A 23,536-nucleotide genomic window follows, 5' to 3' on the forward strand; every position below is an offset into this window, starting at 1 on the left:
TTCGGACGCGCCGCGTCCCTCGTCTTCCTGAGGTACCGGTCCATCGTGGCCGGGCTCATCGCCATCAATTCGTTGAACGCGAACCCGTCGTACTCGGCAAGCTCGCCACGGGCTCTCAGCGTGGGCAGCCACAGGGGCAGCATCTGCTTGAGGTACTTCGCGCACGGCAGATCCATCATCAGCCACACCCGCACCAGCAGCTCGCGCGACTGCTCCGAATACCGTTTCGGCCGTGTCTTCCTGGCCGCCGGCAGCTCGCGCGGCTGCGTGCCGGCCTCGGTGAGCCTGCGCCTCGCGGTGCTTCTGCCGATCTTCAGCACGGAGCACATCTCGTCGAGGATGCGCCCCTTGTCCTTCTTCGATGCCTTCATGTACTCGTCCCTGAACCTCAGGGTGACCTGCCGCTTCGTCGCCATGCTGATCTTGCCTTCCATACGACAAGCCAAACAGGACCGGTACCGTTCGCGCTCATTTCCGATGAGGCACCACTAGCCATTACGCGCTCAAAAAACGTGAGTCACGTCGTACTAAAACTACTAAAACCAAACTTCTTATAATTAGAATCCCGAAGGTACATGTTTTTGTAGTAAGGATGGAATGCAATTGACGCGTTATCTCCGTACGTATCATTCCATATCTGGTTAAAAGTATATGGGTGCTTTTGATGTGGTACAAGTTCCTGATATGGGGACTGCATTGAATCATCAAATAGGGCAAGACTCAATCCAGTTAACGACTGATATTCAATATTTGCGGTTCCACCACCATATCCGGGAGAAAGCATTAGACCAGACGTAGTTGTATTTTTCAAAGATCGAATATTTGGCATCGGATCTTCGGTTAATGTAATACCTGGAACGCGCATGGGATCAGAGAATGTCTCAGATAAAAGCATGATAACTGTACTGGCTGTGATGTCATTCGAACGAGTTTGATTTATTGTAGTTGAGATAGCTTTGTATCTACCGGCCAGCGTTTGCATTACTTTCTTACTGTAATTTTCTGGCTTTTCCATTGTCTTTGCATGCGCGAGACGTAGGAAATTCATTGCTGGACCATTATTACGAGAATCGCTGAGCGCATCCCATAACTGTGGCGAATCGCCCATACTTTTTGCCCACTCATATGACCATGATCCCGGAATTCCTAAATTCCATGTGAACGAAAACAGTGTTGCTGCGCTCACCACCACGGCAATTAATCGCGTAATATTGCCAGCAATCACCATGCGACTGCGCAACGGACGACGCCAATGGAATGGAATTACACAACGACGACGATCAAGTAACTGCAATCCAGCACAAATCAGCACCAGCCAGAACAGCATACGAATTGAACCATGCACTAACGCAAGATCGTCTTGCGGAATAAACGACCAAATTTCGCCGCCGTTACCGCCCGACACAAAACTTAAATCAGACGGAATAATCGGCTCATTACGTAACTCAACTTTAATATGATTTGCCACTGCGAACGCAGTCATCACAACTGAAAACACGGCTGTTGCTATCCAGAACCGGTTGATCAGAAATACCAGCACAAGGTACATCAAGCCTAGAATCAGAAAATTCAGCAACGCATTATTAATCTTTTGCAGCCAAACTTGCGCCACGAATTTCGTAATCTGACCAGCGATACTGTTCCACGCTTTCGTATAGTCGTCCACTGCATTCGGATCATCATATGTTGGCTCGCTGTACACGCTCCACTGCAGGAATACCGTTGCAGCTGCAGTAATGAGTGTGAATACAATCGTGTAAAACGCGTACGAGAAGCAAATACGGGAACTCCACAGTGTGCGTAGAAGTGGTGTAATTCGTGACCATACGGTGCATACTGCTCGGCTTACTGCTTGGCCTGCAGGAGAGTTGAGGATTGTCGCAAACAGTATCCGCAAACTATTTCTTGCACTGATGCTCGTTGAACTAGAGTGCTTTGCTGCTACTTTATCCGTGGTATCTGCAACGACTGTGTTTGCTACGATCGCTGCTACTGTATCTTGTGCGATCGCGCTCTCGTTCGTGCCGTATGCGGTGTTCGATTCGTAGTCGTCCTGCTGCTGTGCCATGTGTCCATTCACTTCCATTACAACGTAACGGACACATTCTAATAACATGTTCAGGACTTATTGTTTAGGTTAAGTTCACCAAGTGTTTACTTAAAGCGGTGATTTTGCTGAGCATGCTTCTATTTTGAATTTTCGCTCTGTTGAGCCCTCGGCTCCCCTGACAGCTCCCCTGATAAGGGGAGTCGAGATGGATTTCATCAAAACCGGTGACCCTCGATCAGTGGCCTTGCAGCCGGTACTTTTCTTCGGTAGCGTTTTTGTCAGGCTCCCACCAGTCGCGATGAGCAGCATACCAAGCGATTGTATCGTCCAGCCCTTGCGCGAAATCTGTGTACCGTGGTTGCCAACCGAGTTCGGTCATGAGCTTCGTAGCATCAATCGCATACCGTTTGTCACCGCCCGGTCGATCGTTCACATGATCAAACGCATCCGCAGGTTGACCCATACGTTCCAAAATCATACGTAACACATCGATATTACTGTGCTCGCCATTCGAGCCAACCAAATACGTCTCTCCGATTCGACCACGCGTGAGAATCGTCCAGATCGCACTGCAATGATCTTCCACGCTAATCCAGTCACGCACAGCCAAACCTTGCCCATACAATTTCGGACGGATGCCAGCGAGAATATTCGTAATCTGTCGTGGAATAAACTTTTCCACATGCTGATACGGACCGTAATTATTACTGCAGTTCGAGATCGTTGCGCGTACACCGTACGTGCGATGCCATGCGCGCACAAGGTGATCGCTCGCGGCTTTTGACGCCGAGTACGGGCTAGACGGTTTATATGGGCTGAGTTCGGTGAACTTGCGTGGCTCATCAAGTGCGAGATCCCCGTACACTTCGTCAGTACTAATGTGATGAAATCGAAGATTATGACGGCGCGCCACCTCGAGAAGTACGTACGTGCCGTCAATATTCGTACGTAGGAACGGTGCTGCGTCGAGAATCGAATTGTCGTTATGTGATTCTGCGGCGAAATGGATAATCGCATCAATTGGTGGCAAGGTGTTTTCAGGCGAACTGCCAGTTATTAACGACTCAACTAACGCAGCATCACAAATATCACCGTGTACAAATGTGAGTCGGTCCGCATCAATTCCGTCGAGATTTTCGCGCTTACCGGCATACGTAAGTGCGTCAATTACAGTGACATGCACGCTCGGCTCGTTACGAGCCACCCAATGTACGAAATTGGCACCAATAAACCCAGCGCCTCCAGTCACCAGTATGTGCTGAGGATGAAAGACTGAAGATGGTGATTCGGATACTGGTGTGGGCGTTGCAGTCGCTACTGTTGTTGGCGTGGTTGTTGCGGCTGGCGCTGCTGTTGCGGATGATGCTGCCCCTGTTGTCTCGTTCATGAAACCTTATCGTAGAGTCAGGTCGAGGCATACCGCCTAGTTTGATGCACGTGGGATGTGCGCGGATACGTGTCCTGCAAGGCGCTGGCACGTAGCAGACTGATGCCAATGGCTGTGGTCATAGCGTATGTAATCCCTTCGCTGCGGAATCTGACCGAGTTGAGCACCTTCTCGTGCTTAACATCTATCCCCGATGTCGGGGATAATCTGGAATCGCTGCGATTTGCTGGGAATGTGGAATCCTTGTAATATGCTCACTTACACGAAAAACTGGGGAGGGTGACGTGGTCATGACCGATGCTGGTGTGAAGCCGATCCCGGTATACACGCCGCCCGAAGACGGAATCCCTCGCAACCGCGTCGATGAGAAATGGATGAGGCTGTCGCTGAGCGCCCGCCATTACATGGGGCGACGTGCGAAAACCCACGGAGAAACTAGGAACGGCTCTGAACCTCGTCGTTGAGCGCAAGTGTCTGAGTGACCATCAGATGGCGCTCAGACAGTTTCAGTGTTGTGAGCCGAACGGTCCCGAATGGACGATGGATGCGCAACGTTACATTGGGGATATCAACGTGTGCAAAACATTTGATGGAGTCGAACGCACACTCCTTGTGGTGGCCGGCATCGCTCCGTCTAGGGACGATGTGGTCGGCTTCTGTGAATATGGCGTGGCCGTCGAGACCACACCGGAGACCGAGGGGGTCTACCAAATTTCCTATATTTCATCTTAACGAGGATGGGGTGCGCAAGGTTGTGGTTGATACGTTTTATCGGCCGGTTGCGTGAGGTTCGGTGAGGTTGCGTGAGGCTGATCGTGGTTTGAAAACGCAACTGAAATGTCAAATTTTGGTTTGAAAACGCAACTCTACGGGCATAAAACGGTTTGAAAACGCAATAGTACAAGGCTAAAATGGTTTGAAAACGTGAACCATGACAAAGGTGGCGCGCATGCTGCGAAGGAAAATTGAGGCTGAACTGGAACGGTGGCACAACGCTCCACGTCGCACGGCATTGTTGGTTACTGGCGCTCGACAGATTGGCAAGACATACAGTATTCGACGGTTTGCTGCACAGCATTATGAGCACGTTGCAGAGCTTAATTTTATCGAGAATCCGGAATTGGCAACATTATTCAGCACTCCTCGCGATGCAAAAAATATATTGATGAGGCTTGAGCTTGTCGCTAATACGCCGTTAGTGCCGGGCAAAACGTTGATTTTCTTCGATGAAGTGCAACAGTGCAAAGAAGTTGTAACAGCCATTAAGTTTCTGGTGGATGACGGGCGTTTCGACTACGCGCTGTCTGGATCACTTCTTGGCGTTGAACTTGAGGACATTCGATCCGTACCAGTTGGATACATGAGTGAGCTGGACATGTATCCTTTGGATTTCGAGGAATTCTGCTGGTCTCAAAACATTGGGGACGAAGTGTTTGACATGCTTCGTGAGTGTATCTCGCGTCAGCAAAGTATTGATGAGTTTATACATCGACGGCTGATGGAACTGTATTATACGTATCTGGTGATAGGCGGAATGCCTGCGGCAGTTGAATCGTTTGTACTCAACGGTAGTGTCGCGGATGCTCGTACTATACAGGAAAATATTAAGCGTGAATATCGTCGCGATATTGGCCAATACGCTCGTAAAGAAGATCGATTGCATATCCGCTCCATTTACGATTTGGTTCCAAGCGAGTTGAATAATCCAAATAAACGGTTCACGTTTTCCAAGATCGACAAGAAGCTACGTTTTAAAGCGCTTGCTTCGGATTTTGATTGGCTGGTTGGCGCTGGAGTTGCGATTGCAGCGTATAACGTGGATGAACCGTGTACTCCATTGGAAATGAGTAAGGAACGTAATTTATTTAAGCTTTTCTATAATGATGTTGGGCTGCTGACTGGCTCATTTTTGCGCAAAACTGCGCTTGATGTGCTTAACGGCAATCCCGACATCAATTATGGCTCCATATATGAGAATGCTGTAGCTCAAGAACTGACGTCTCGCGGTTTCAAACTTTATTATTACAACAGTAAGAAGTTTGGCGAGCTTGATTTTCTTGTTCAGGACCGTAACGACAATGTGCTACCGATTGAAGTCAAATCCGGCAAATCGTATAAACGTCACCATGCGATAGATAACGTACTGGCACAATCTGATTATCATCTCAACATGGGATATGTATTTGGCGTGTGCAATGTCTCCCGTGAAGGTCAGGTTCTGTACGCGCCGGTTTATACGGTTGGACTGCTTGAAAACCAGTAATACCGGTAGTAGCATCTCACGCGCCGGGCAGTAGCGCGTGCAGGATAGTCATGACGATCAGACTCAGGATTGCGGTAACGGTGAGTGAGAAACCGGCGAGTTTCGCGTTTCCAGTGAGCGAGTCAGTGAACTTAGTTGAGAAAATCGTGATCGGAGCGAACGAGCCGAGCACAATAATCTCACGAATTCGCATGTCAAACGGCAGCAAAAACCATGCGGCGAGCGCGATAATTACACCGAACACGGCACGCCATGCGATCACTTTCATCAGTTCGATTTTGTCTTTGCGATTGTCGGGAATTTCCATCATGAGACCGATCATGGCCATCGCGCAAAACGCGTTCGCATTCGCAAACGGGGTGATCAGCGTGATAATCGGCTGCGGAATCGTGATATGCAGGAACATGAATATCAGCATCAACATGTAAATATCGAACGAAATCGAGCCGAGAAAATCGCGCGCAATATTGCGCAGTCTAAGCCTGAGTGGCAGCGAACGGAAGTTGTCATCCATGTGTAGCAGTGTGCGCGTGATCGTCAGCGAGCCGGCGGTGGCGACGGTTGCGTTACCAATATCGAGCATGATGATCGGCAGACCGGCCGACGCGCCCATAAACGTTTGCACGACGGGCAAACAGAACGCGCCGAGATTTAAGCCGGACGCGTTAAGCATTTGGAACGCGCGATAGTTACGTTCGTCGCCGCGTGAGCCAGCGTACACGATGAACAGCGGGATTGCGCAGGCGAAGAAGCCGAATAGTACGATCCACAGCATGCGCATGTCGTGTTTGTTGGTGGCGAACGACAGGATGATCGCGCATGGCAGAGTCATGTTGAATACGATGCCTTGCGCGACTTTGTAATCGCGCTCGCCGAAGACGTGCAGATGTTTGAGTGCGTAGGTGCCGAGGATGGCGATAAGTAGTGCGCCGGATTGGAAGATCATGGTTGTGGATGGTTTCTCTCGTAGTTTCGTGCGGTTTTTGCGGTTTTACGGTTTCGCTCGTGGGGAGCGCTTTGGTGTGCTGACGCATAGTTTAGGCGTGGCTCGTTGCGTGAGGTGGGTTTGTGTTTGCGTGGTGATCGCGGGGATTGAAAGCTGTGCGTGGCTCCCTTGACAAGGGGAGCCGAGAAAAGGACTTCAAAACTTGAGCGTGTTTGACTCAAGTTTTGGGAATAGAATGAGTCCTGTATCGGTTGACCGTATCAGACAACGAACGAATGACTTGCGGTCGGTGTTGGAGATCAACATCAGACCGCAGGTTGCAAGACTTTTTGGGAGGTTGGTATGGAACAGAAGTTCACCACAATGGCCCAGCAGGTAATCGGCGACGCAATCCAAAGCGCGTCTGCTGCGGGCAACGCGCAAGTCGAAACTTTGCACGTCATGGACGCACTCCTGCGTCAGGAAAACGGCGTTATCCAAGGACTTATTCAAGCGGCAGGTGGTAATCCGCAAGCTATCGGAGCAGCCGTACGAAACGCGCTGGTCGCGCTGCCGAGCGCATCCGGCTCGTCTACGTCGCAGCCGCAAGCAAGTCGTCAACTGACTGCCGCGCTCGCGCAAGCTGAAAAAGAAATGCAGCAGATGGGCGACGAATACGTTTCCACTGAGCATCTGCTGATAGGTATCGCAGCCAGCGCGCCGAACCAGTCGGCTGATATTTTAAAAGCCAACGGCGTCACGCCAGAGGCGTTACGCAAGGCCGTACCGTCCATTCGCGGCGGTGCGAAAGTCACGAGTCCGGACGCGGAAGGCTCGTATAAGGCGCTCGAAAAGTACTCGACCGATCTGACTGCTGCTGCGAAGGAAGGTAAACTCGATCCGGTTATCGGCCGCGATCAGGAAATCCGTCGTGTCATCCAAATCTTGAGTCGTCGTACTAAGAACAACCCGGTACTAATCGGCGAGCCTGGCGTCGGTAAAACTGCTGTCGTCGAAGGACTCGCGCAACGTATCGTCGCTGGCGATGTGCCGACCACGCTGCAACACAAGAAGCTGATCTCGCTTGACCTCGGCTCGATGGTGGCAGGCTCGAAGTATCGTGGCGAGTTTGAGGAACGTTTGAAGGCTGTTCTCAACGAAATCAAGAACGCGAACGGCGAAATCATCACGTTCATCGACGAGATTCACACGATCGTCGGCGCGGGTGCTGCTGAAGGCTCGATGGATGCTGGCAATATGTTGAAGCCGATGCTGGCGCGTGGTGAACTACGCCTGATCGGTGCGACCACGCTCGACGAATACCGCGAAAATATTGAGAAGGACCCGGCGCTGGAGCGTCGTTTCCAGCAAGTGTACGTCGGCGAGCCGTCTGTTGAGGATACGATCGCGATTTTGCGTGGCTTGAAGCAGCGTTACGAAGCGCACCACAAGGTGACGATCGGCGACGACGCGCTGGTCGCGGCTGCGACGCTGTCGAATCGTTACATTTCCGGCCGTCAGCTGCCCGATAAGGCCATCGATCTGGTCGATGAGGCTGCTGCGCACTTGCGTATGGAACTTGATTCTTCGCCTGAGGAAATCGATGAGTTGCAGCGCAAGGTAACGCGTTACGAGATGGAGGAAATGCAGCTTAAGAAGGCGGAAGATCCGGCTTCTAAGGAGCGGCTTGAGAAGCTCCAAGCGGAAATGGCTGATGCTCGCGAGAAGTTAAGCGGGCTGAAGGCGCGCTGGGATGCGGAAAAGGCCGGTCACAACAAGGTCGGTGATCTGCGTGCCAAGTTGGACGCGCTGCGCGTGAAGGCTGACAAGTTCACGCGTGAAGGCAACTTGGCTGAGGCTTCGCGCATCCTGTACGGCGAAATTCCAGCAATCCAAAAGCAGTTGGACGCGGCCGAAAAGGCTGATGCGGAGGACACTGCGGCAGGGGCGAATGGTGCGAACAAACCTGAACCGATGGTGCCTGATCATGTTGACGCTGATTCGGTGGCTGGCATTGTCTCTGAATGGACCGGTATTCCAGTTGGTCGTCTGATGCAGGGCGAAAACGAAAAGCTCCTGCACATGGAAGACTATCTCGGCAAGCGCGTGATCGGCCAGAAGGAAGCTATCGCGGCTGTTTCGGACGCGGTTCGTCGCTCGCGTGCTGGTATTTCTGACCCGAACCGTCCGACCGGCTCGTTCCTGTTCTTGGGACCGACCGGTGTCGGCAAGACCGAGCTGGCTAAGGCGCTCGCTGACTTCCTGTTTGACGATGAGAAAGCTATGGTTCGTATCGATATGAGCGAGTACATGGAGAAGGCTTCTGTGTCTCGTCTGATCGGTGCGGCGCCGGGTTACGTCGGATATGAGGAAGGCGGTCAGCTGACTGAAGCTGTGCGTCGTCGTCCATATTCGGTGGTGCTGTTCGATGAGGTTGAAAAAGCCAATCCGGAAGTCTTCGACGTGCTGTTGCAGGTGCTTGACGATGGTCGCTTGACTGACGGTCAAGGCCGGACCGTGGACTTTAAGAACACGATTCTGATCATGACCTCGAACTTGGGTTCTCAATTCCTTGTCAATCAAGACATGGATGCGGATGCCAAGAAGAAGGCTGTGATGGACGCGGTGCACATGAACTTCAAGCCGGAGTTCCTGAACCGTCTCGACGAGATCGTCATGTTCCATCCGCTCACCCGCGACGAGCTTGGCGGCATCGTGAACATTCAGGTCGCGCAGGTTGCGTCTCGCTTGACTGATCGTCGTATTCGTCTCGACGTCACCGATGCGGCTCGCGAATGGCTTGCTGACACTGGTTACGATCCGGCGTATGGTGCGCGTCCGTTGCGTCGTTTGGTGCAGACTGAGGTTGGCGATCAGTTGGCTCGTATGCTGCTCGCTGGCAAGGTGCACGATGGAGACACGGTACTCGTTGATCAGACCGGTGGCGACCACCTTGAGCTCAACGCCATGCCGACCGACCCGGATGACGATGGATCGGTGCACGTCGACGGCGTGAAGGCTGACGCGGACTGATTGGCGGGATATTCGGCTGATGGGCTGATGGGCTATATGGTGAGGGGCTGATCAGCTGCTATACGGTGAGGGCTGGAAGGAGATTCTCCTTCCAGCCCCTTTTTGTTCGCACTGCCTCGGTGTTTCCATTTCTGCGTGGCGGTTTTTGCTCGCTGGGTGGTGTGTCAGTGAGTGTTTTCTGCCAGTAATGAGAGCGCGTGGCGGTTTTTGCTCACTGAGTGGTGTGTCAGTGAGTGTTTTCTGCCAGTAATGGGAGTGCGTGGCGGTTTTTGCTCGCTGGGTGATGTGTCAGTGAGTGTTTTCTGCCACTAATGGGAGTGCGTGGCGGTTTTGCTCACTGACGACAGTTCAGTGAGCAAAAACCGCCACGCACTGAGAAAGCGATCAGGCAGGTGGCTGATGATGCGGCGTGGCTTGTCATGAGTCCGCCAGCAATCGGCCTATGCTGCCTATATGATCTATGCTCGGGCTACTGCTCGAGGAAGATCTGCGGAGCCTTGTCGAAGTTCTTTGCGCAGTGCTCGCCGCAGAAATAGTAGGTTGTACCGTTATATTCGCGCGTGATTGCGTCCGGCTTCACCGCAACGGTCATACCGCATACTGGATCAGTTGCGGTTTCGCCCTCGGTTGGCTCGGCGTTCATGTGCATGTGATGCATATCCATATGGTGCTCCTTGTTATTGGTATTGGACATGGTAGTTACGGAATCACGGTTTTGCCCGTTTGATTCCAAGTGTGTTAAATCAGTGTGTTCGTCAATAATGACCTTCGGCTCGCGTGCCTCACCGCTGCCAATGTTTGCGATATTAAGTCGATCGATCGTCGCAGCGTGCAGACGATTCGCGTTCAGCACTAAGCACACCGAGCTCAACGCCATCGCAAGTCCTGCAATCATTGGGCTCAGCAGCCATCCAGTAAACGGATACAGTACGCCCGCAGCAATCGGAATACCGATCACGTTGTATCCGAACGCCCACGCAAGATTCTCACGAATATTACGCATCGTCACATTCGATAAATTGATCGTCTTCACAACGCCGCGCAAGTCGCCGTTCATCAACGTCACATCCGCCGACTGCATCGCCACGTCAGTGCCGGTACCGATCGCAAGGCCAAGATCAGCTTGAGCCAACGCAGGCGCGTCGTTAATACCGTCGCCGACCATCGCGATCAAACCGTTCGCACGATCGCCGCGTTCCGTTTGCAAACGCTCAATCCAATACGCTTTGCCGTCTGGTCGAACTTGCGCGATCACCGTGTCGATACCGACTTCACGAGCAACGCGAGCCGCAACTTCAGCTCGATCGCCGGACAACATCACCGTGCGCACGCCAGCTGCATGTAACGAGGCAACAGCTTCACGCGAGCCATCCTTAACCGGATCATGCTCGTAACTCGGCGAGTCGCCGGCAGCATCCGTATCGACCACGCCGCGCGTAATCGTACCCGTCTTGTCAAACACAACCGTGCGAATATCGCGTGCCTGCTCCAACGCTTTTGCTGACGTAACCAGCACGCCGTTCGTCGCGCCCACGCCCATCGCAGCCGTCACCGACAGCGGTGTCGCCAAACCGAGCGCGCACGGACAAGCGATAATCAGCACGCTCACCGCCGTCACCAGAGCGTGAGCCAGCTTCGGTTCGGGGCCAAACGCAAACCAAATCGCAAACGTCCACACGGCAATAATCATCACCGCCGGCACAAAAATACGCGCAATTCGATCAGCCAGTTTCTGTACCGGCGCTTTCGTAGCCTGCGCGCGCGAGACCATCGCAATAATCTGCGACAACACCGTGTCGCCGCCGACCTGCGTAGCTCGCATCAACAGATCGCCTTTGAGCACAACGGTTGCGCCGGTTAACGTGCGCTCGTTTGGCTGGGTCGTGTGCTGGGCTGTGGGTTGTGCTTTCTTGTCGACCGGTTTCGACTCGCCGGTGATCATCGACTCATCCACGCGCGCCTCGCCGTCAACCAGCTCGCCGTCGACCGGGATGCGCTCGCCGGCGTGCACGACGAGCAGATCGCCGGTCTGTACGTCGTCGATATCGATATCGTGTGCGTTGGCTGGAGTGCGCCAGTTTGCGATGGTGGTGCCGTTGTTGAGGCTGGGGTTAGTGCTGATGTTGCTGTTATCGACGATGTTGCTGGAGATGCTGTCGACGAGGCGGTGCGCGGTGCGCGGGCGCAGTTTGATCAGTGACTGCACAGCCTTGCCGGTACCTTCGCGCGCTTTCGTTTCCAAAAGACGACCGACGAGTACTAGCGTGATCACGACGCCAACCGACTCGAAGTACGGCTCGCGAGAACCTTCCGGAAACAGCGACGATGCCACGCACAGCGCGAGACTGTACAGGTAAGCGGCGCTCGTGCCGAGCGTCACCAGCGAATTCATGTCGGGATCGCGATGGATAAGCGCAGGCCAGCCGACGCGATGAATTGGCGCGCCGCAGTAAAACATGACCGGCGTGATGAGAAGCGCTTGCAACCACGGATTCATAAGCCACATCGGCACGACATTATGCGCGCCGGGGATGAGCATAAGCATCATTGGTACGAATACTGGCAGTGTAAGCACGGTGCCGATGACGACTAGTTTGAGTAGCTGACGGATTTCCTTGGCGCGTTCCTCGGATTCGCGGCGTTCTGCGTCCAGGGTGTTTGTTGGGTTTGCGGTTGTGGTAGTTGCGGTTGCTGGTACGGTTGCGCTCGCTGGTACGGTTGCGCTGTTGCCGGTATCGTGGGTGTCGCCGGTGATTCGTAGCAAACCGTGCACCATGTTCATACCGCACGCGAACGGGTAATCGCCGGCAGGCAGAGCAGGCAAGTGCACGTCGGTACGTGTGTTGCCGGGTAGCATTGCGTCAATAGCAAGGTCTGCGAACACGACGTGAGACGTGCATTCGCCGGTTTCTTGGCGATCGAAGGTCAATGTGATCGGGGTGCCGGCTTTCATCTCGATCACCGAGGGGGAGTAGCCGCCTCGAACGCTGATTGTGGCGGTTTGTGTGCCATTGGTTAGCGTGCCGGCAGTACCCCGACGTGGCGCGAAGAAGAATCGTATGATGAGCCACGTTAGCGCAGCGGCTGCGATTAATGCCGCGGCGATGAAGAAGATGTTTGGTTCCATAAGCTATCGTCGTCTCTTCTCTGTTTTCTGTGTGGAGTGTTTGATGTGCTGATTACTCCTAATAGCTATGATATACCATATACCCCTATAGGGTATATACTGATGTTGCTGATGATTGCGCTTACGGCAAAGATCGTGGCTTGAGGAGGTGTGCTGTGCACGGATATGGCGAAGATAAATCGAAAGTGATTGCGAGGCTTCGGCGTGTCGAAGGGCAAATTCGCGCGGTGACGCAGATGGTTGAGGATGATACCTACTGTATTGACGTGCTGACGCAGATTGCGGCGGCGAATTCTGCGCTCAAGTCAGTGGCGCTGCTGCTGCTTGATGATCACTTAAATCATTGTGTGCGGCAGGCGACTGCTGAGGGTGGCGAAGTTGCAGACGACAAACTTAAGGAAGCGTCGGCGGCGATCGCACGTTTGGTGAAGTCGTAGTTTGTGTGGCTGTGGCGTGGTTTGTTGCCGTCGCGACACGCGGAACGATGTCCGTCCAGCCCCTACGATTCACTAGAACATATGTTCGATAATGTGGTGATGATAGTTGTACTGGTCGTGGCGATGTTGCTGGCGGCTGGGCTGGGAATGGCTGCGGGATTCCTGTTAGGGCGATCCCGTGGGCAGGAGATGGCGCGTGATGCGCGTGTTGGTGAGCTTGAGGCTGCGAAAGCTGAGGGTGATTCTGCGCGCACACAGATCATGCAGTTGACGGAGCAGACAGCGCAATTGCGTGGGCAGATTGAAGGATTAAGCCAGCAATTATCGTTTGCGAAGTCACAGCTGGCACAAGCACAACAGGCTGAACAAGTGCGTATCCAACATGAGCGTGATCGTGTTGCGGCTGAGGCTGAGCGTCGACGGCGAGAACAGGCTGGTTCTCTAGAAGAGCAAAGTAAGGTATTGGCTGCACTGGCGCCTGTGCAGAAGAATCTGGACGCGTTGCAAACCAAGGTTGCTCAGATTGAAGAAGGCCGCAAACGGGAGATGGGTGCGCTTGGTGAGCAACTCAAAGGGCTTGGCGAGCAGCAAGCTCGTCTTGATCGTGAAACGAGCTCGCTATCAGCGGCCTTGCGTAATAACAAGGTGCGTGGTGCCTGGGGTGAAGCGCAGTTGCGCAATATCGTGGAATCGGCAGGTTTGCTGGAGCATGTCGATTTCGATACGCAGGTGGTTGTTACGGGCGAAGATGGTCGCATTCAGCGGCCAGATATGATCGTGCATTTGCCTGGCGGCAAGACCATTCCGATTGATGCTAAAGTTCCGTACGCGGATTACCAGAGAGCATGTGAAATTCCAGAAACCGCATCTCCTGAAGAGCTTGACCGTCGTGCTGACTTGCTGCGGGCACATGCACGGGCATTGCGCGATCATGTGAAAACATTGGGAGATAAGGCGTACTGGAATGCGTTCGATGTCGCACCAGATTTTGTGGTTGCATTCATTCCTAATGAAGCGTTGTTACAGGCAGCGCTCGAAGCAGACCCTACGCTGATGGACGATGCGTTTGCTCGCAAGGTGGCGTTGACCTCGCCGGTGACATTGTGGGCAGTGCTTAAATCGGTGGCGTACGCATGGCAGCAACAAAGTTTGACGGACGATGCTAAGAAACTGTTTGACCTGTCTCGCGAATTGTATGAGCGGTTTGCGGTGCTCGGTGAGCGTGCCACCAAACTCGGTGTTGCTATTACAAAAACCGTTGGAGCATACAATCAATTTGCCACATCGTTGGAATCACGCGTGCTGGTGACTGCACGTAAGCTCCAGAAGATTGATGCGAATCGGATTATTGAACCGGTTGACATTATCGATTCTGGTAAAGCTGATATTCGTGAACTTACCGCACCTGAAACACAAACTGACGCCGACACTGATTGACGGCCCGAGACGATAGGCTACAACCATGACCGAAGAGCATACTTTCCGCAAAACCGGTACTGCATCCTCCTCATCAGCGAAGGTAGATGCCTCTGCTGATCAGACGCCGTTCGCACTGCTTGACCCTCGTGACCAACTGAAAACGCTGCTTAAAACCGAACTGGACGGTAAACCGTTCTGTGAACTATCAGCAGTGACGTTTGACCATCGTGGTGCTGCTATCGCTGGTCATATTTTGCTCGATACATTAGAGGAGCAAGGCTATTCGGTGGATGATTTTGATGCAGTAGGCGCACTTACTGCAGCTGCCGTGCCGTTGGTTACCTCAATGATTCTCGCGGCAGCTTCACGCGGCGAAGATCTTGATGGTTTTGTGATGGATTTCGTGTATCCGTCTATTAAAGGGCCGTCCATTAAGGGCAAGCGTGTCATTCTGGCTGATTCATGGTTGTCTGAGAAGTCGTATGTGCAAACGTCTTCATTGGTGACCTTACGCAATGGCAACGAGTTGAGCCTTGACTTCGGCATTGTGGAACATGAAGGCGCTCAAGTCGTAGCGGTGGCATCACTGATCGGTGGCGTTGATATGGAAAAGCCAACCATTACAGTCATCAACCCAGTTGACGATGAGACTCGAGAACTGCCATTCGTTGAGGTTTACCACGAATCCGAGTTGCGATAGCACGATACCTCAGTTCACCCGCTCTTCTGTATAGATGTAATAACGAGATGACTGCCTACGGTAATCGTAGAAACGAGTTGTATGCATACCCCTAACCCTGTATCGCTTGCGGCAAAGATGTCAGGTGAACCAACATTCCGGCAGATTGGTGTCGGTCCTTGGACTGACGAGCATCCGGGAGAGCTGCGTCCGGACGACCCCTCGTCTCCTAACTTTGACCCACGGTTTGATTCGCAACTGCTTGATGATGGTGATCAACGTAACGTGCTTGATCGGTATCGATACTGGTCGATTGCAGCCATCAAAGCCGATCTCGATGCGCGTGGTCGTCATGATTTTGAAGTTGCTGTCGAGAACTGGACACACGACTTCAATATCGGCTCAATGGTGCGAACTGCTAACGCGTTTACCGCAAGACGCGTTCATATTGTCGGCCCACATAAATGGAACCGCAAAGGCGCACTGATGACCGAGCTGTATCAGCACGTCGAAAATCATCCGTCTATTGACGAGCTGGTCACATGCTGGCGTCATCGTATCGCAGGCGAAATCGCATCAGCTCAAGCGGATGCACAAGCGGCTGTTGCTCATCATGCTTCATTTGAACAGATTGCTGCCATTGATGCGCGCATCGACTCTCTCAAAGCAGCACGAGTCATTGCGCTTGACATCATTCCCGGCGCAGTACCAATTGAAGGCTACCAGTTCCCGAAGCGTTGCCTCATGCTCTTCGGTGCTGAAGGCCCAGGTTTAAGTGATAAAGCACTCGAGTTAGCCGATGATGTCGTCTACATCTCCCAGTTCGGTTCCGTGCGCTCCATCAATGCAGGAGCCGCAGCTGCCGTAGCCATGCACAGCTACATCGCTCAGCATCTGTGAGATCAGGCAGACGGAAGGTGCCAGCATACGATGACACTATGTGACCCGGGCGTGGCACGTCTGGTGTGCAGTGGAGTGAGACAATGTGGGTGGCGTGTCACAAACGGCTCGTATAGTGGGGCGCATGCCTACATTCACACGTGAAGAAATTGAGCATTTGGGCGATCTCGCCCGAATCGCGCTCACCGATGAGGAAATCACCCGTCTGCAGGGCGAGCTGAACGTCATCGCTGACTCTATTAATAAGGTACAGGAAGTCGCTTCTGACGACGTGCCACCGACTGCTAATCCGATTCCGCTGGAAGCCTACCTGCGTCCGGACGTGGCTGAAACGCCGCTCACGCAGGCTGAAGCCCTGTCTGGCGCTCCGAAGACTGAGGTCGGCATGTTTGTCGCGCCGCGCATTCTAGGAAGCGAGGAGTGACAAACATGACCAACGAAGCAACTAACGAACTTGTCAAACTGTCCGCTGCCGATATGGCCGCCAAGATCAAGGCCGGCGAAGTCTCCAGCCGTGAACTGGTTGACGCCCATCTTGAAGTGATCGAATCCGCTGAGCCAAGCATCAAGGCATTCCTGAAGGTGTCTGGTGACGTGGCACGCGAGCAGGCTGACGCGTTCGACGCGAAAACAGCTGAAGAAAAAGCCCAACTGCCTGAACTGGCTGGTGTGCCGATCGCTATTAAGGACATGATCGTCACCAAGGGCATTGAAACAACCGCAGCCTCGAAGATTCTCGAAGGCTGGGTGCCGCCGTACGATGCAACCGTCATTGAAAAGCTCAAGGCAGCTGGCATGCCAATCCTCGGCAAGACCAACCTCGACGAGTTTGCACAAGGCTCGTCCACTGAGCATTCTGCCTACCAGACCACTCATAATCCGTGGGATACTGAGCGTGTCCCAGGCGGTTCCGGTGGCGGTTCTGCCTCCGCAGTCGCCGCATTCGAGGCTCCGCTGGCCCTCGGTACTGATACTGGTGGCTCGATTCGTCAGCCTGGCGCATTAACCGGTACTGTCGGCGTCAAGCCGACGTACGGTGGCGTTTCCCGTTTCGGCGCAATCGCTATGGCTTCTTCGCTCGACCAGATCGGTCCGGTGTCGCGTACTGTGCTTGATTCCGCACTGCTGCAGGAGATCATCGGCGGTCATGATCGCCGCGACTCAACGTCAATTCCTGAAGGTCCGCGTCCGATGGTCGCTGCCGCACGCGAAGGCGCCAAGCGCGACTTGAAGGGCATGAAAGTCGGCCTTATCAAGGAACTTGGTGGCGACGGCTACCAGCCCGGCGTTGAAGCACGCTTTAACGATGCGGTGAAGAAGCTTGAGGAGATGGGCGCCGAAATCGTTGAGGTTTCCTGCCCGCACTTTGAGTACTCGCTCGGCGCGTATTACATCATCATGCCGTCCGAAGTCAGCTCGAACCTCGCTCGTTACGATGGTATGCGTTACGGTCTGCGCGTTATGCCGCCGGCAGACGTCCCACAGACTGCGGCTAACATGATGGCCTACACTCGTGAAGCCGGTTTCGGCGACGAGGTCAAGCGTCGTATTATCCTCGGCACCTACGCACTGTCCGCCGGTTACTACGATGCATGGTACGGCTCTGCGCAGAAGGTCCGCACGCTCATCATTCAGGACTTCCACAACGCGTTTGAAAAGGCCGACGTGCTCGTCTCTCCGACCAGCCCGTCCACCGCGTTCAAGTTCGGTGAGAAGATGAACGACCCGCTTGCCATGTACATGAACGATATCGCAACCATCCCGGCAAACCTTGCCGGCGTGCCTGCTATGTCGATTCCGGCTGGCCTGTCAGACGATGGTCTGCCGGTTGGTTTCCAGTTCATCGCACCGCAACAGCGTGATGAAGTCATGTACAAGCCGGCTGCCGCACTCGAAGCAGCACTCGACGAAGCGTGGGGCGGCCCGATCTGGCAGTCCATGAAGACCCCGTGGCTGAACGCCGCCGAATAAGGCATCGGAAGAAAGAGAATAAGCACTATGGCTGAAAAACTGATGAAGTACGCCGATGCCACGAAGAAATACGATGTGGTGTTCGGCCTCGAAACCCACGTCGAACTGTGCACGAACACGAAACTGTTCTGCCCAGCACACATCGAATTCGGCGGCGAACCGAACACGCAGCTGACTCCGGTAAGTCTCGGCCTGCCGGGAAGCCTGCCAGTCGTCAACAAGACGGCTGTCGACTACGCGATCAAGCTCGGTCTTGCACTGCACTGCGAAATCGCAGAGTGGAGCCAGTTCGCTCGTAAGAACTATTTCTATCCGGACATGCCGCGCGATTATCAGATCTCGCAGTATGACAAGCCGACCAACGGCAACGGTTACCTCGACGTCGAGCTCGAAGACGGTACTGTTTTCCGCGTGCCGATCGAACGTGCACACATCGAAGACGACGCCGGTAAGAACACGCACGTCGGTGGTGCTGACGGTCGCATCGAAGGCGCGGATCACTCGCTCGTCGACTACAACCGTGCTGGCGTACCGCTGATCGAAATCGTCACCAAGCCGATCGAAGGCGCGGGCGAGCGTGCTCCGGAAATCGCCGGCGCGTACATGCGCGCGATCCGCGATATCGTGCGTGCACTCGGCATTTCCCACGCTCGTATGGAGCAGGGCAACATGCGCGCTGATGTGAACGTGTCGCTGCGACCGTCTACTGATGCGCCGTACGGCACGCGTTCGGAAACCAAGAACGTGAACTCGTTCCGCGGCATCGAAAAGACTATCCAGTATGAGATTCGCCGTCAGGCCGCGCGTCTCGACGAAGGCAAGGAAATCCTGCAGGAAACTCGCCACTGGGATGAGGCAACGCAGACCACAGCTGGTGGCCGTGTCAAGTCTGATGCGGACGATTACCGTTACTTCCCGGACCCAGATCTCGTGATGCTGCACATCACCAAGGAACACATCGCTGAGATTGAAGCCCAGATGCCGGAGATGCCGCGCGAACGTCGCAACCGACTCAAGGCTGAATGGAACCTCACCGATCTACAGCTGCGCGACATTCTCAACGCGGATGCACTCGACCTGATCGAAGACACGGTCAAAGCTGGTGCGTCTGCGGCTGGCGCTCGCAAGTGGTGGCTGGGCGAGCTGAGCCGCGAAGCTAATGCTAAGGGTGTTTCGCTCGAAGAACTACCGGTGACGCCGGCTGACGTGGCTGAGGTTGAGAAGCTGATCGCTGACGGCAAGCTCAACGATAAGCTCGCCAAGCAGACCATCGCTGGCGTACTTGCTGGTGAAGGCACGCCGGATGAGGTTGTTGCCAAGCACGGTTATAAGATCGTCGAAGATACGGGCGCTATCGAGTCGGCCGTGGACGCGGCGTTCGCAGCTAACCCGGATGTTGTCGAGAAGCTCAAGAGCGGCAACATGAAGCCGATGGGCGTGATCATCGGCGCGGTGATGAAGGCTACGCGCGGTCAGGCTGACGCGAAGGCTGTCACCGCGATCGTGCGCGCCAAGCTCAAGTAAGCGCGGATACGCGCATGTAGGGGAGCTGCCAGCGCAGCTGACTGAGGGGTAGCACACTTGCGGAACGTTCCAAGAGTGTGACTACCCCTCAGTCGTCTGCAACGACAGCTCCCCTGACAAGGGGAGCCGCAATTAGTATGGGTGCGTTTATGAGCGGTTGGTGTATATGTGACGTCAATCTTCCCAGCAAACGATCAGGCAGGTAGGATATCTTCTGTACCGACTTCTGCCAGCGTATGTTGAGGAAAGAACGAATGTCTGAAACCGCCGAAACGCCGTTGTATCAGGAAATCTCGCGCGAATTGCCACCGCAGATCACCATTCCCGAGATCAAAGGCGAAATGGTGCACCTGCGCCCGGCGACCATCGAGGATCTACCTCGATTGGATGAGCTGGACGCCTACTACAACGCTTCAAAAATCACCGGCAAAGATGAGCAAGCTGAACGCGCTGTCGTCCACGCGTGGGTGCGCCGCTCCGTCGCATGGACGCAAGGTCTTGCCGCATCCGAGTCCGGCGTAGGTGACCCGGAATCTCGCCGCACGATCGCATGGGCGGTGCTCACCGATTCCGATCACGATGATGACGGTCACATTGATGCGCAAGAAACCGACAATGTGATCGGCATGATCTTCCTGATCGATGTTGACGGTTGGGCGCGATCAGCGCGTATTCAAGTCGTGCTTGGCAAGGATTATCGCGGCCGCGGATACTCGCGCGATATGATGCCGCGCGTAATGACTTACGGTTTCGCGCCGGAAACAGCCGGGCTGGGCATGCATCGTATTTGGGTTGCGGTGCCTGAAAAGAACACACGATCGCTGTCCGTGTATCAGTCGCTCGGTTTTGTCAAGTCTGGTTCGTCGCGCGATGCATTGTGGGATGCGGAAAACGGCCGCTATCAAGACCTTATCGTACTTGATACGCTGTCTGACGAATACGATCCGATTCGCTCGCTCGACGCGTTCGGCATGCACGTGATCGAAGATAATCCTGGCATGCGTGAGGCGCTCGCCGCGCGTGAACATTCCATTGCAATTCAGCAGCGTCGTAACGAATCTGCTGAAGATCATACGCGAGTCAGCACGAACGACAAACATATGTCACGAACTGATGTCGACCCAGCAACAGACACTAACCACGAGTCTGCAACTCACGAAACTCCTGTGAACGGAACTGTCCGTGCGTCCGAGCCGTCCGATACCGTCGACGGGGATTCCACTTGGCCTTACGGCCAATCCGAGCGTAAGCCTTCAAAAAACGCGTGGTGGCGCAATCTCGGATTGAGTCGCAAGCGCGATACTGAGGAGAGCTGATGAGTGCGGAAGATCTTGACAATTACGAAACGGATGCGGAACTTGCGTTATACAAGGAGTACCGCGACGTTATCAAACTGTTCACGTACGTAGTCGAAACTGAACGTCGATTTTATCTGGCAAACAAAGTTGATTTCAACGTACGTTCGGCCGGACAAGATGTGTATTTTGACGTGCAGCTTACTGACGCGTGGGTTTGGGATGTGTACCGTCCTAGCCGATTCGTGAAAAACGTACGTATTGTAACGTTTAAGGATGTCAATGTTGAGGAAGTACAGAAAACTGACATCGATATTCCTGACGACATTCACTGACACTGACTGATTGACATTGACTGACGGCTGCGAATGTTACGTTCCAGCGTGAGTCGTGAGCCGATGGAAGGTGGGATATACGATGCTGGACCGTAGGCTTGGCCGAACGGCCTTGAGTGTGTCCAGCATCGTATATCCCACCCTCCATCTTGCTAGTTGTACCATTGTGCGTAGTATGACTTGCATAGTGTTCGATATCAGTTGAGGTGAGAGTTGGTAGGTATAGTACTGGACCGTAAGACTTGGCCGAACGGCCTGGAGTGTGTCCAGTACTATACGTACCAACTCTCACCGGTCACCGCTAGTACGAAAGCTCAGAGGAAATGTAAGGAAATGCACAGGGGTGGTGTGCGTTTCTTGGGCGTGGGGTAAACTGTCGCTGATTTTGTTATAAGGAGATTTACGTGACGCAGAAACAATCCGTGGTGATTATCGGCGGCGGCCCTGCAGGTTTGACTGCAGCTTGGGAATTTGTCAAGGACGGCGGCGCTGAACAGTATGACGTGACTGTGCTCGAAGCAAGCCACGTATTCGGCGGTATTTCACGCACTGTCAGACACAATGGCAACCGCATGGATATCGGTGGACATCGATTCTTCTCTAAAGACAACCGCATCATGGACTGGTGGAAAGATGTGCTGCCGTTGCAGGGCGCGCCTAGCTATGATGATAAAAAACTTGGTCGTGAGCATGAGATGGAACCGGGCGGCCCAGATCCTGAAGTGAGCGATGAAGTGATGCTTAAACGTCACCGCGTGTCGCGTATTTTCTACGGTGGTCGATTCTTTGACTATCCGATTTCGTTGAAACCAGCCACGTTCAAAGCAATGGGATTTGCCATGACCATGCAAGCAGGTTTCAGCTATCTCGCGTCCATGTTCCACAAGCTACCGGAAACCAATCTCGAAAACTTCTACATCAATCGATTCGGTCGCAAACTGTATTCGATGTTCTTTGAAGGCTACACTGAAAAGCTGTGGGGACGTCATCCCTCGCAGATTTCCGCCGATTGGGGCGCGCAGCGTGTGAAAGGATTGAGTGTACTCGGCGTGCTCAAAAACGCGTTTGCTAAACTCAGCCCGCGTAAACGTTCCAATTCAGAAGTTGAAACGTCCCTGATCGAAGAATTCTGGTACCCCAAGTACGGCCCCGGTCAGCTGTGGGAAACCGTTGAAAAACGTTGCGAAGCGCACGGTGCCAAGGTAATCACCGACGCGAACGTCGTCGAAATTCGACAGGAAAGCGGCCATATCAGTGCTGTCGTCTACGAAGATTCCAACAGTAACCGTACCGAATTGACTGCTGATCAGTTCATCTCGTCAATGCCGATCAAGGATCTCGTCAACGCGATCGACCGTACCGACAAGCCTGCGCCTACGGATATTACGACTATTGCGAACGGCTTGCCATATCGCGATTTCGTTACCGTCGGCTTGCTCGTCAAGCGACTGCGACTCAAGAACACGACCACTATCCCGACGCTCGGCAATCCGCCGATCGTACCGGACTGCTGGATTTACGTGCAGGACCCCGGCTACACCGTCGGCCGCATCCAAATCTTCAACAACTGGAGCCCATACCTTGTCAAAGATGTTGACGACACCGTCTGGATCGGTCTCGAATACTTCTGCGACGAAGGTGACTCGTTCTGGAACATGAGCGAAGAAGACTGCGTCAAGTTCGCCATCAACGAGATGGTGCGCATGAAGGTCATCGCTAGCCCAGCCGACGTACTCGACACACATCGTGAAAAAGTGAAGAAAGCATATCCTGCTTACTTCGACACCTACTCGCACATGGATGAGCTCGTTGAGTATCTCGACCACTTCGGCAACCTCTATTGCGTCGGCCGCAACGGTCAGCATCATTACAACAACATGGACCATTCAATGGCCACCGCTATTGAAGCCGTGAACAATATTAAAACCGGTAAAACGTCGAAAAAGAACGTGTGGTCTGTCAACACCGAAAAGTCCTACCACGAGGAAAAGTAGTTGGCGGAGCGTTAACGGCCTTTCCTCAGGGAGTTTTCTCGGCTCCCCTTGTCAGGGGAGCTGTCGACGAAGTCGACTGAGGGGTAGTCAACACCCTTGGAACGTACCAAAGATGTAACTACCCCTCAGTCAGCTGTGCTGACAGCTCGTCCTGCAATTATGGATGCGCTACGCGCAGTTTGTAGACAACGGTCTGA

General features: G+C 53.7%; 16 protein-coding genes and 2 pseudogenes. 13 read left to right on the forward strand and 5 right to left on the reverse strand.

Going from position 1 to position 23,536, the window contains the following annotated elements; genetic code table 11:
- The 3 genes and pseudogenes from BHAP_RS02430 to rfbB all read right to left on the reverse strand — a co-directional run.
- Positions 1 to 434, reverse strand: a pseudogene (locus BHAP_RS02430) (integrase catalytic domain-containing protein); the annotation flags it as partial.
- A gap of 101 nt (positions 435 to 535) precedes the next feature.
- Positions 536 to 2,008, reverse strand: a pseudogene (locus BHAP_RS02435) (sulfatase-like hydrolase/transferase); the annotation flags it as partial.
- Between the two features lie 277 nt (positions 2,009 to 2,285).
- Positions 2,286 to 3,437: a dTDP-glucose 4,6-dehydratase gene (gene rfbB, locus BHAP_RS02440; protein WP_094729229.1), complete on the reverse strand. Its 1,152-nt coding sequence runs from the start codon at positions 3,435 to 3,437 to the stop codon at positions 2,286 to 2,288.
- A 489-nt stretch (positions 3,438 to 3,926) separates the two neighbouring features.
- On the opposite strand from rfbB, the gene BHAP_RS02450 reads away from it, so the two are divergent.
- Both BHAP_RS02450 and BHAP_RS02455 read left to right on the forward strand, forming a co-directional pair.
- Positions 3,927 to 4,169: a hypothetical protein gene (locus BHAP_RS02450; RefSeq protein ID WP_244569266.1), complete on the forward strand. Its 243-nt coding sequence runs from the start codon at positions 3,927 to 3,929 to the stop codon at positions 4,167 to 4,169.
- 217 nt (positions 4,170 to 4,386) lie between these two features.
- Positions 4,387 to 5,700, forward strand: a complete 1,314-nt coding sequence (locus BHAP_RS02455; protein WP_094729231.1) for an ATP-binding protein — start codon at positions 4,387 to 4,389, stop codon at positions 5,698 to 5,700.
- 16 nt (positions 5,701 to 5,716) lie between these two features.
- Here the strand turns inward: BHAP_RS02455 and BHAP_RS02460 are convergent, their stop codons facing one another.
- Positions 5,717 to 6,646, reverse strand: a complete 930-nt coding sequence (locus tag BHAP_RS02460) for an AEC family transporter (RefSeq protein WP_094729232.1) — start codon at positions 6,644 to 6,646, stop codon at positions 5,717 to 5,719.
- Positions 6,647 to 6,988: 342 nt separating this feature from the next.
- On the opposite strand from BHAP_RS02460, the gene clpB reads away from it, so the two are divergent.
- Positions 6,989 to 9,658 carry an ATP-dependent chaperone ClpB gene (gene clpB / locus BHAP_RS02465; RefSeq protein ID WP_094729233.1) on the forward strand — a complete coding sequence of 890 codons (2,670 nt, stop codon included), beginning with the start codon at positions 6,989 to 6,991 and terminating at the stop codon, positions 9,656 to 9,658.
- Positions 9,659 to 10,127: 469 nt separating this feature from the next.
- Here the strand turns inward: clpB and BHAP_RS02470 are convergent, their stop codons facing one another.
- A complete protein-coding gene (locus BHAP_RS02470; protein ID WP_094729234.1) occupies positions 10,128 to 12,785 on the reverse strand; it encodes an HAD-IC family P-type ATPase in 2,658 nt (885 codons plus the stop codon).
- Between the two features lie 155 nt (positions 12,786 to 12,940).
- Between BHAP_RS02470 and BHAP_RS02475 the strand changes: the two genes are divergently transcribed.
- The 10 genes from BHAP_RS02475 to BHAP_RS02520 all read left to right on the forward strand — a co-directional run bounded on the left by BHAP_RS02475 (position 12,941) and on the right by BHAP_RS02520 (position 23,339).
- Positions 12,941 to 13,222, forward strand: a complete 282-nt coding sequence (locus tag BHAP_RS02475) for a metal-sensitive transcriptional regulator (RefSeq protein ID WP_094729235.1) — start codon at positions 12,941 to 12,943, stop codon at positions 13,220 to 13,222.
- A gap of 81 nt (positions 13,223 to 13,303) precedes the next feature.
- Complete coding sequence (locus tag BHAP_RS02480; protein WP_094729236.1) at positions 13,304 to 14,659, forward strand: DNA recombination protein RmuC; 1,356 nt, start codon at positions 13,304 to 13,306, stop codon at positions 14,657 to 14,659.
- A gap of 25 nt (positions 14,660 to 14,684) precedes the next feature.
- Positions 14,685 to 15,341, forward strand: a complete 657-nt coding sequence (locus BHAP_RS02485) for a type I phosphoribosyltransferase (protein ID WP_094729237.1) — start codon at positions 14,685 to 14,687, stop codon at positions 15,339 to 15,341.
- Between the two features lie 81 nt (positions 15,342 to 15,422).
- Positions 15,423 to 16,220, forward strand: a complete 798-nt coding sequence (locus BHAP_RS02490) for a TrmH family RNA methyltransferase (protein ID WP_094729238.1) — start codon at positions 15,423 to 15,425, stop codon at positions 16,218 to 16,220.
- A 124-nt stretch (positions 16,221 to 16,344) separates the two neighbouring features.
- Positions 16,345 to 16,644 (forward strand): Asp-tRNA(Asn)/Glu-tRNA(Gln) amidotransferase subunit GatC, encoded by a 300-nt coding sequence (gene gatC / locus BHAP_RS02495; protein ID WP_094729239.1) that lies wholly within the window; start codon positions 16,345 to 16,347, stop codon positions 16,642 to 16,644.
- A 5-nt stretch (positions 16,645 to 16,649) separates the two neighbouring features.
- A complete protein-coding gene (gene gatA / locus BHAP_RS02500; RefSeq protein WP_094729240.1) occupies positions 16,650 to 18,191 on the forward strand; it encodes an Asp-tRNA(Asn)/Glu-tRNA(Gln) amidotransferase subunit GatA in 1,542 nt (513 codons plus the stop codon).
- Positions 18,192 to 18,218: 27 nt separating this feature from the next.
- The gene (gatB, locus tag BHAP_RS02505; protein ID WP_094729241.1) at positions 18,219 to 19,715 is read left to right on the forward strand and encodes an Asp-tRNA(Asn)/Glu-tRNA(Gln) amidotransferase subunit GatB; all 1,497 of its coding nucleotides are present in this window, start codon (positions 18,219 to 18,221) and stop codon (positions 19,713 to 19,715) included.
- 254 nt (positions 19,716 to 19,969) lie between these two features.
- Complete coding sequence (locus BHAP_RS02510) at positions 19,970 to 21,031, forward strand: GNAT family N-acetyltransferase (protein WP_094729242.1); 1,062 nt, start codon at positions 19,970 to 19,972, stop codon at positions 21,029 to 21,031.
- Positions 21,031 to 21,345, forward strand: coding sequence for a DUF2469 domain-containing protein (locus BHAP_RS02515; protein WP_033494454.1), 315 nt, complete (start codon positions 21,031 to 21,033; stop codon positions 21,343 to 21,345). The genes BHAP_RS02510 and BHAP_RS02515 overlap by 1 nt, the downstream gene beginning before the upstream one ends.
- Before the next feature lie 404 nt (positions 21,346 to 21,749).
- Positions 21,750 to 23,339 (forward strand): NAD(P)/FAD-dependent oxidoreductase, encoded by a 1,590-nt coding sequence (locus BHAP_RS02520; RefSeq protein WP_094729243.1) that lies wholly within the window; start codon positions 21,750 to 21,752, stop codon positions 23,337 to 23,339.
- Positions 23,340 to 23,536 lie beyond the last annotated feature (197 nt).

The sequence above is a fragment of the Bifidobacterium hapali genome, assembly GCF_002259755.1.
GTDB lineage: Bacteria > Actinomycetota > Actinomycetes > Actinomycetales > Bifidobacteriaceae > Bifidobacterium > Bifidobacterium hapali.

Excerpts from the sequence above, each read along its gene's own strand:
- BHAP_RS02510 (WP_094729242.1), top strand. The coding sequence starts at position 19,970 with ATGTCTGAAACCGCCGAAACGCCGTTGTATCAGGAAATCTCGCGCGAA.
- BHAP_RS02455 (WP_094729231.1), top strand. The coding sequence starts at position 4,387 with ATGCTGCGAAGGAAAATTGAGGCTGAACTGGAACGGTGGCACAACGCT.
- gatC (WP_094729239.1), top strand. The coding sequence starts at position 16,345 with ATGCCTACATTCACACGTGAAGAAATTGAGCATTTGGGCGATCTCGCC.
- BHAP_RS02480 (WP_094729236.1), top strand. The coding sequence starts at position 13,304 with ATGTTCGATAATGTGGTGATGATAGTTGTACTGGTCGTGGCGATGTTG.
- BHAP_RS02490 (WP_094729238.1), top strand. The coding sequence starts at position 15,423 with ATGCATACCCCTAACCCTGTATCGCTTGCGGCAAAGATGTCAGGTGAA.
- rfbB (WP_094729229.1), bottom strand. The coding sequence starts at position 3,437 with ATGAACGAGACAACAGGGGCAGCATCATCCGCAACAGCAGCGCCAGCC.
- BHAP_RS02515 (WP_033494454.1), top strand. The coding sequence starts at position 21,031 with ATGAGTGCGGAAGATCTTGACAATTACGAAACGGATGCGGAACTTGCG.
- gatB (WP_094729241.1), top strand. The coding sequence starts at position 18,219 with ATGGCTGAAAAACTGATGAAGTACGCCGATGCCACGAAGAAATACGAT.
- BHAP_RS02485 (WP_094729237.1), top strand. The coding sequence starts at position 14,685 with ATGACCGAAGAGCATACTTTCCGCAAAACCGGTACTGCATCCTCCTCA.
- BHAP_RS02460 (WP_094729232.1), bottom strand. The coding sequence starts at position 6,646 with ATGATCTTCCAATCCGGCGCACTACTTATCGCCATCCTCGGCACCTAC.
- BHAP_RS02450 (WP_244569266.1), top strand. The coding sequence starts at position 3,927 with ATGGCGCTCAGACAGTTTCAGTGTTGTGAGCCGAACGGTCCCGAATGG.
- gatA (WP_094729240.1), top strand. The coding sequence starts at position 16,650 with ATGACCAACGAAGCAACTAACGAACTTGTCAAACTGTCCGCTGCCGAT.
- BHAP_RS02470 (WP_094729234.1), bottom strand. The coding sequence starts at position 12,785 with ATGGAACCAAACATCTTCTTCATCGCCGCGGCATTAATCGCAGCCGCT.
- clpB (WP_094729233.1), top strand. The coding sequence starts at position 6,989 with ATGGAACAGAAGTTCACCACAATGGCCCAGCAGGTAATCGGCGACGCA.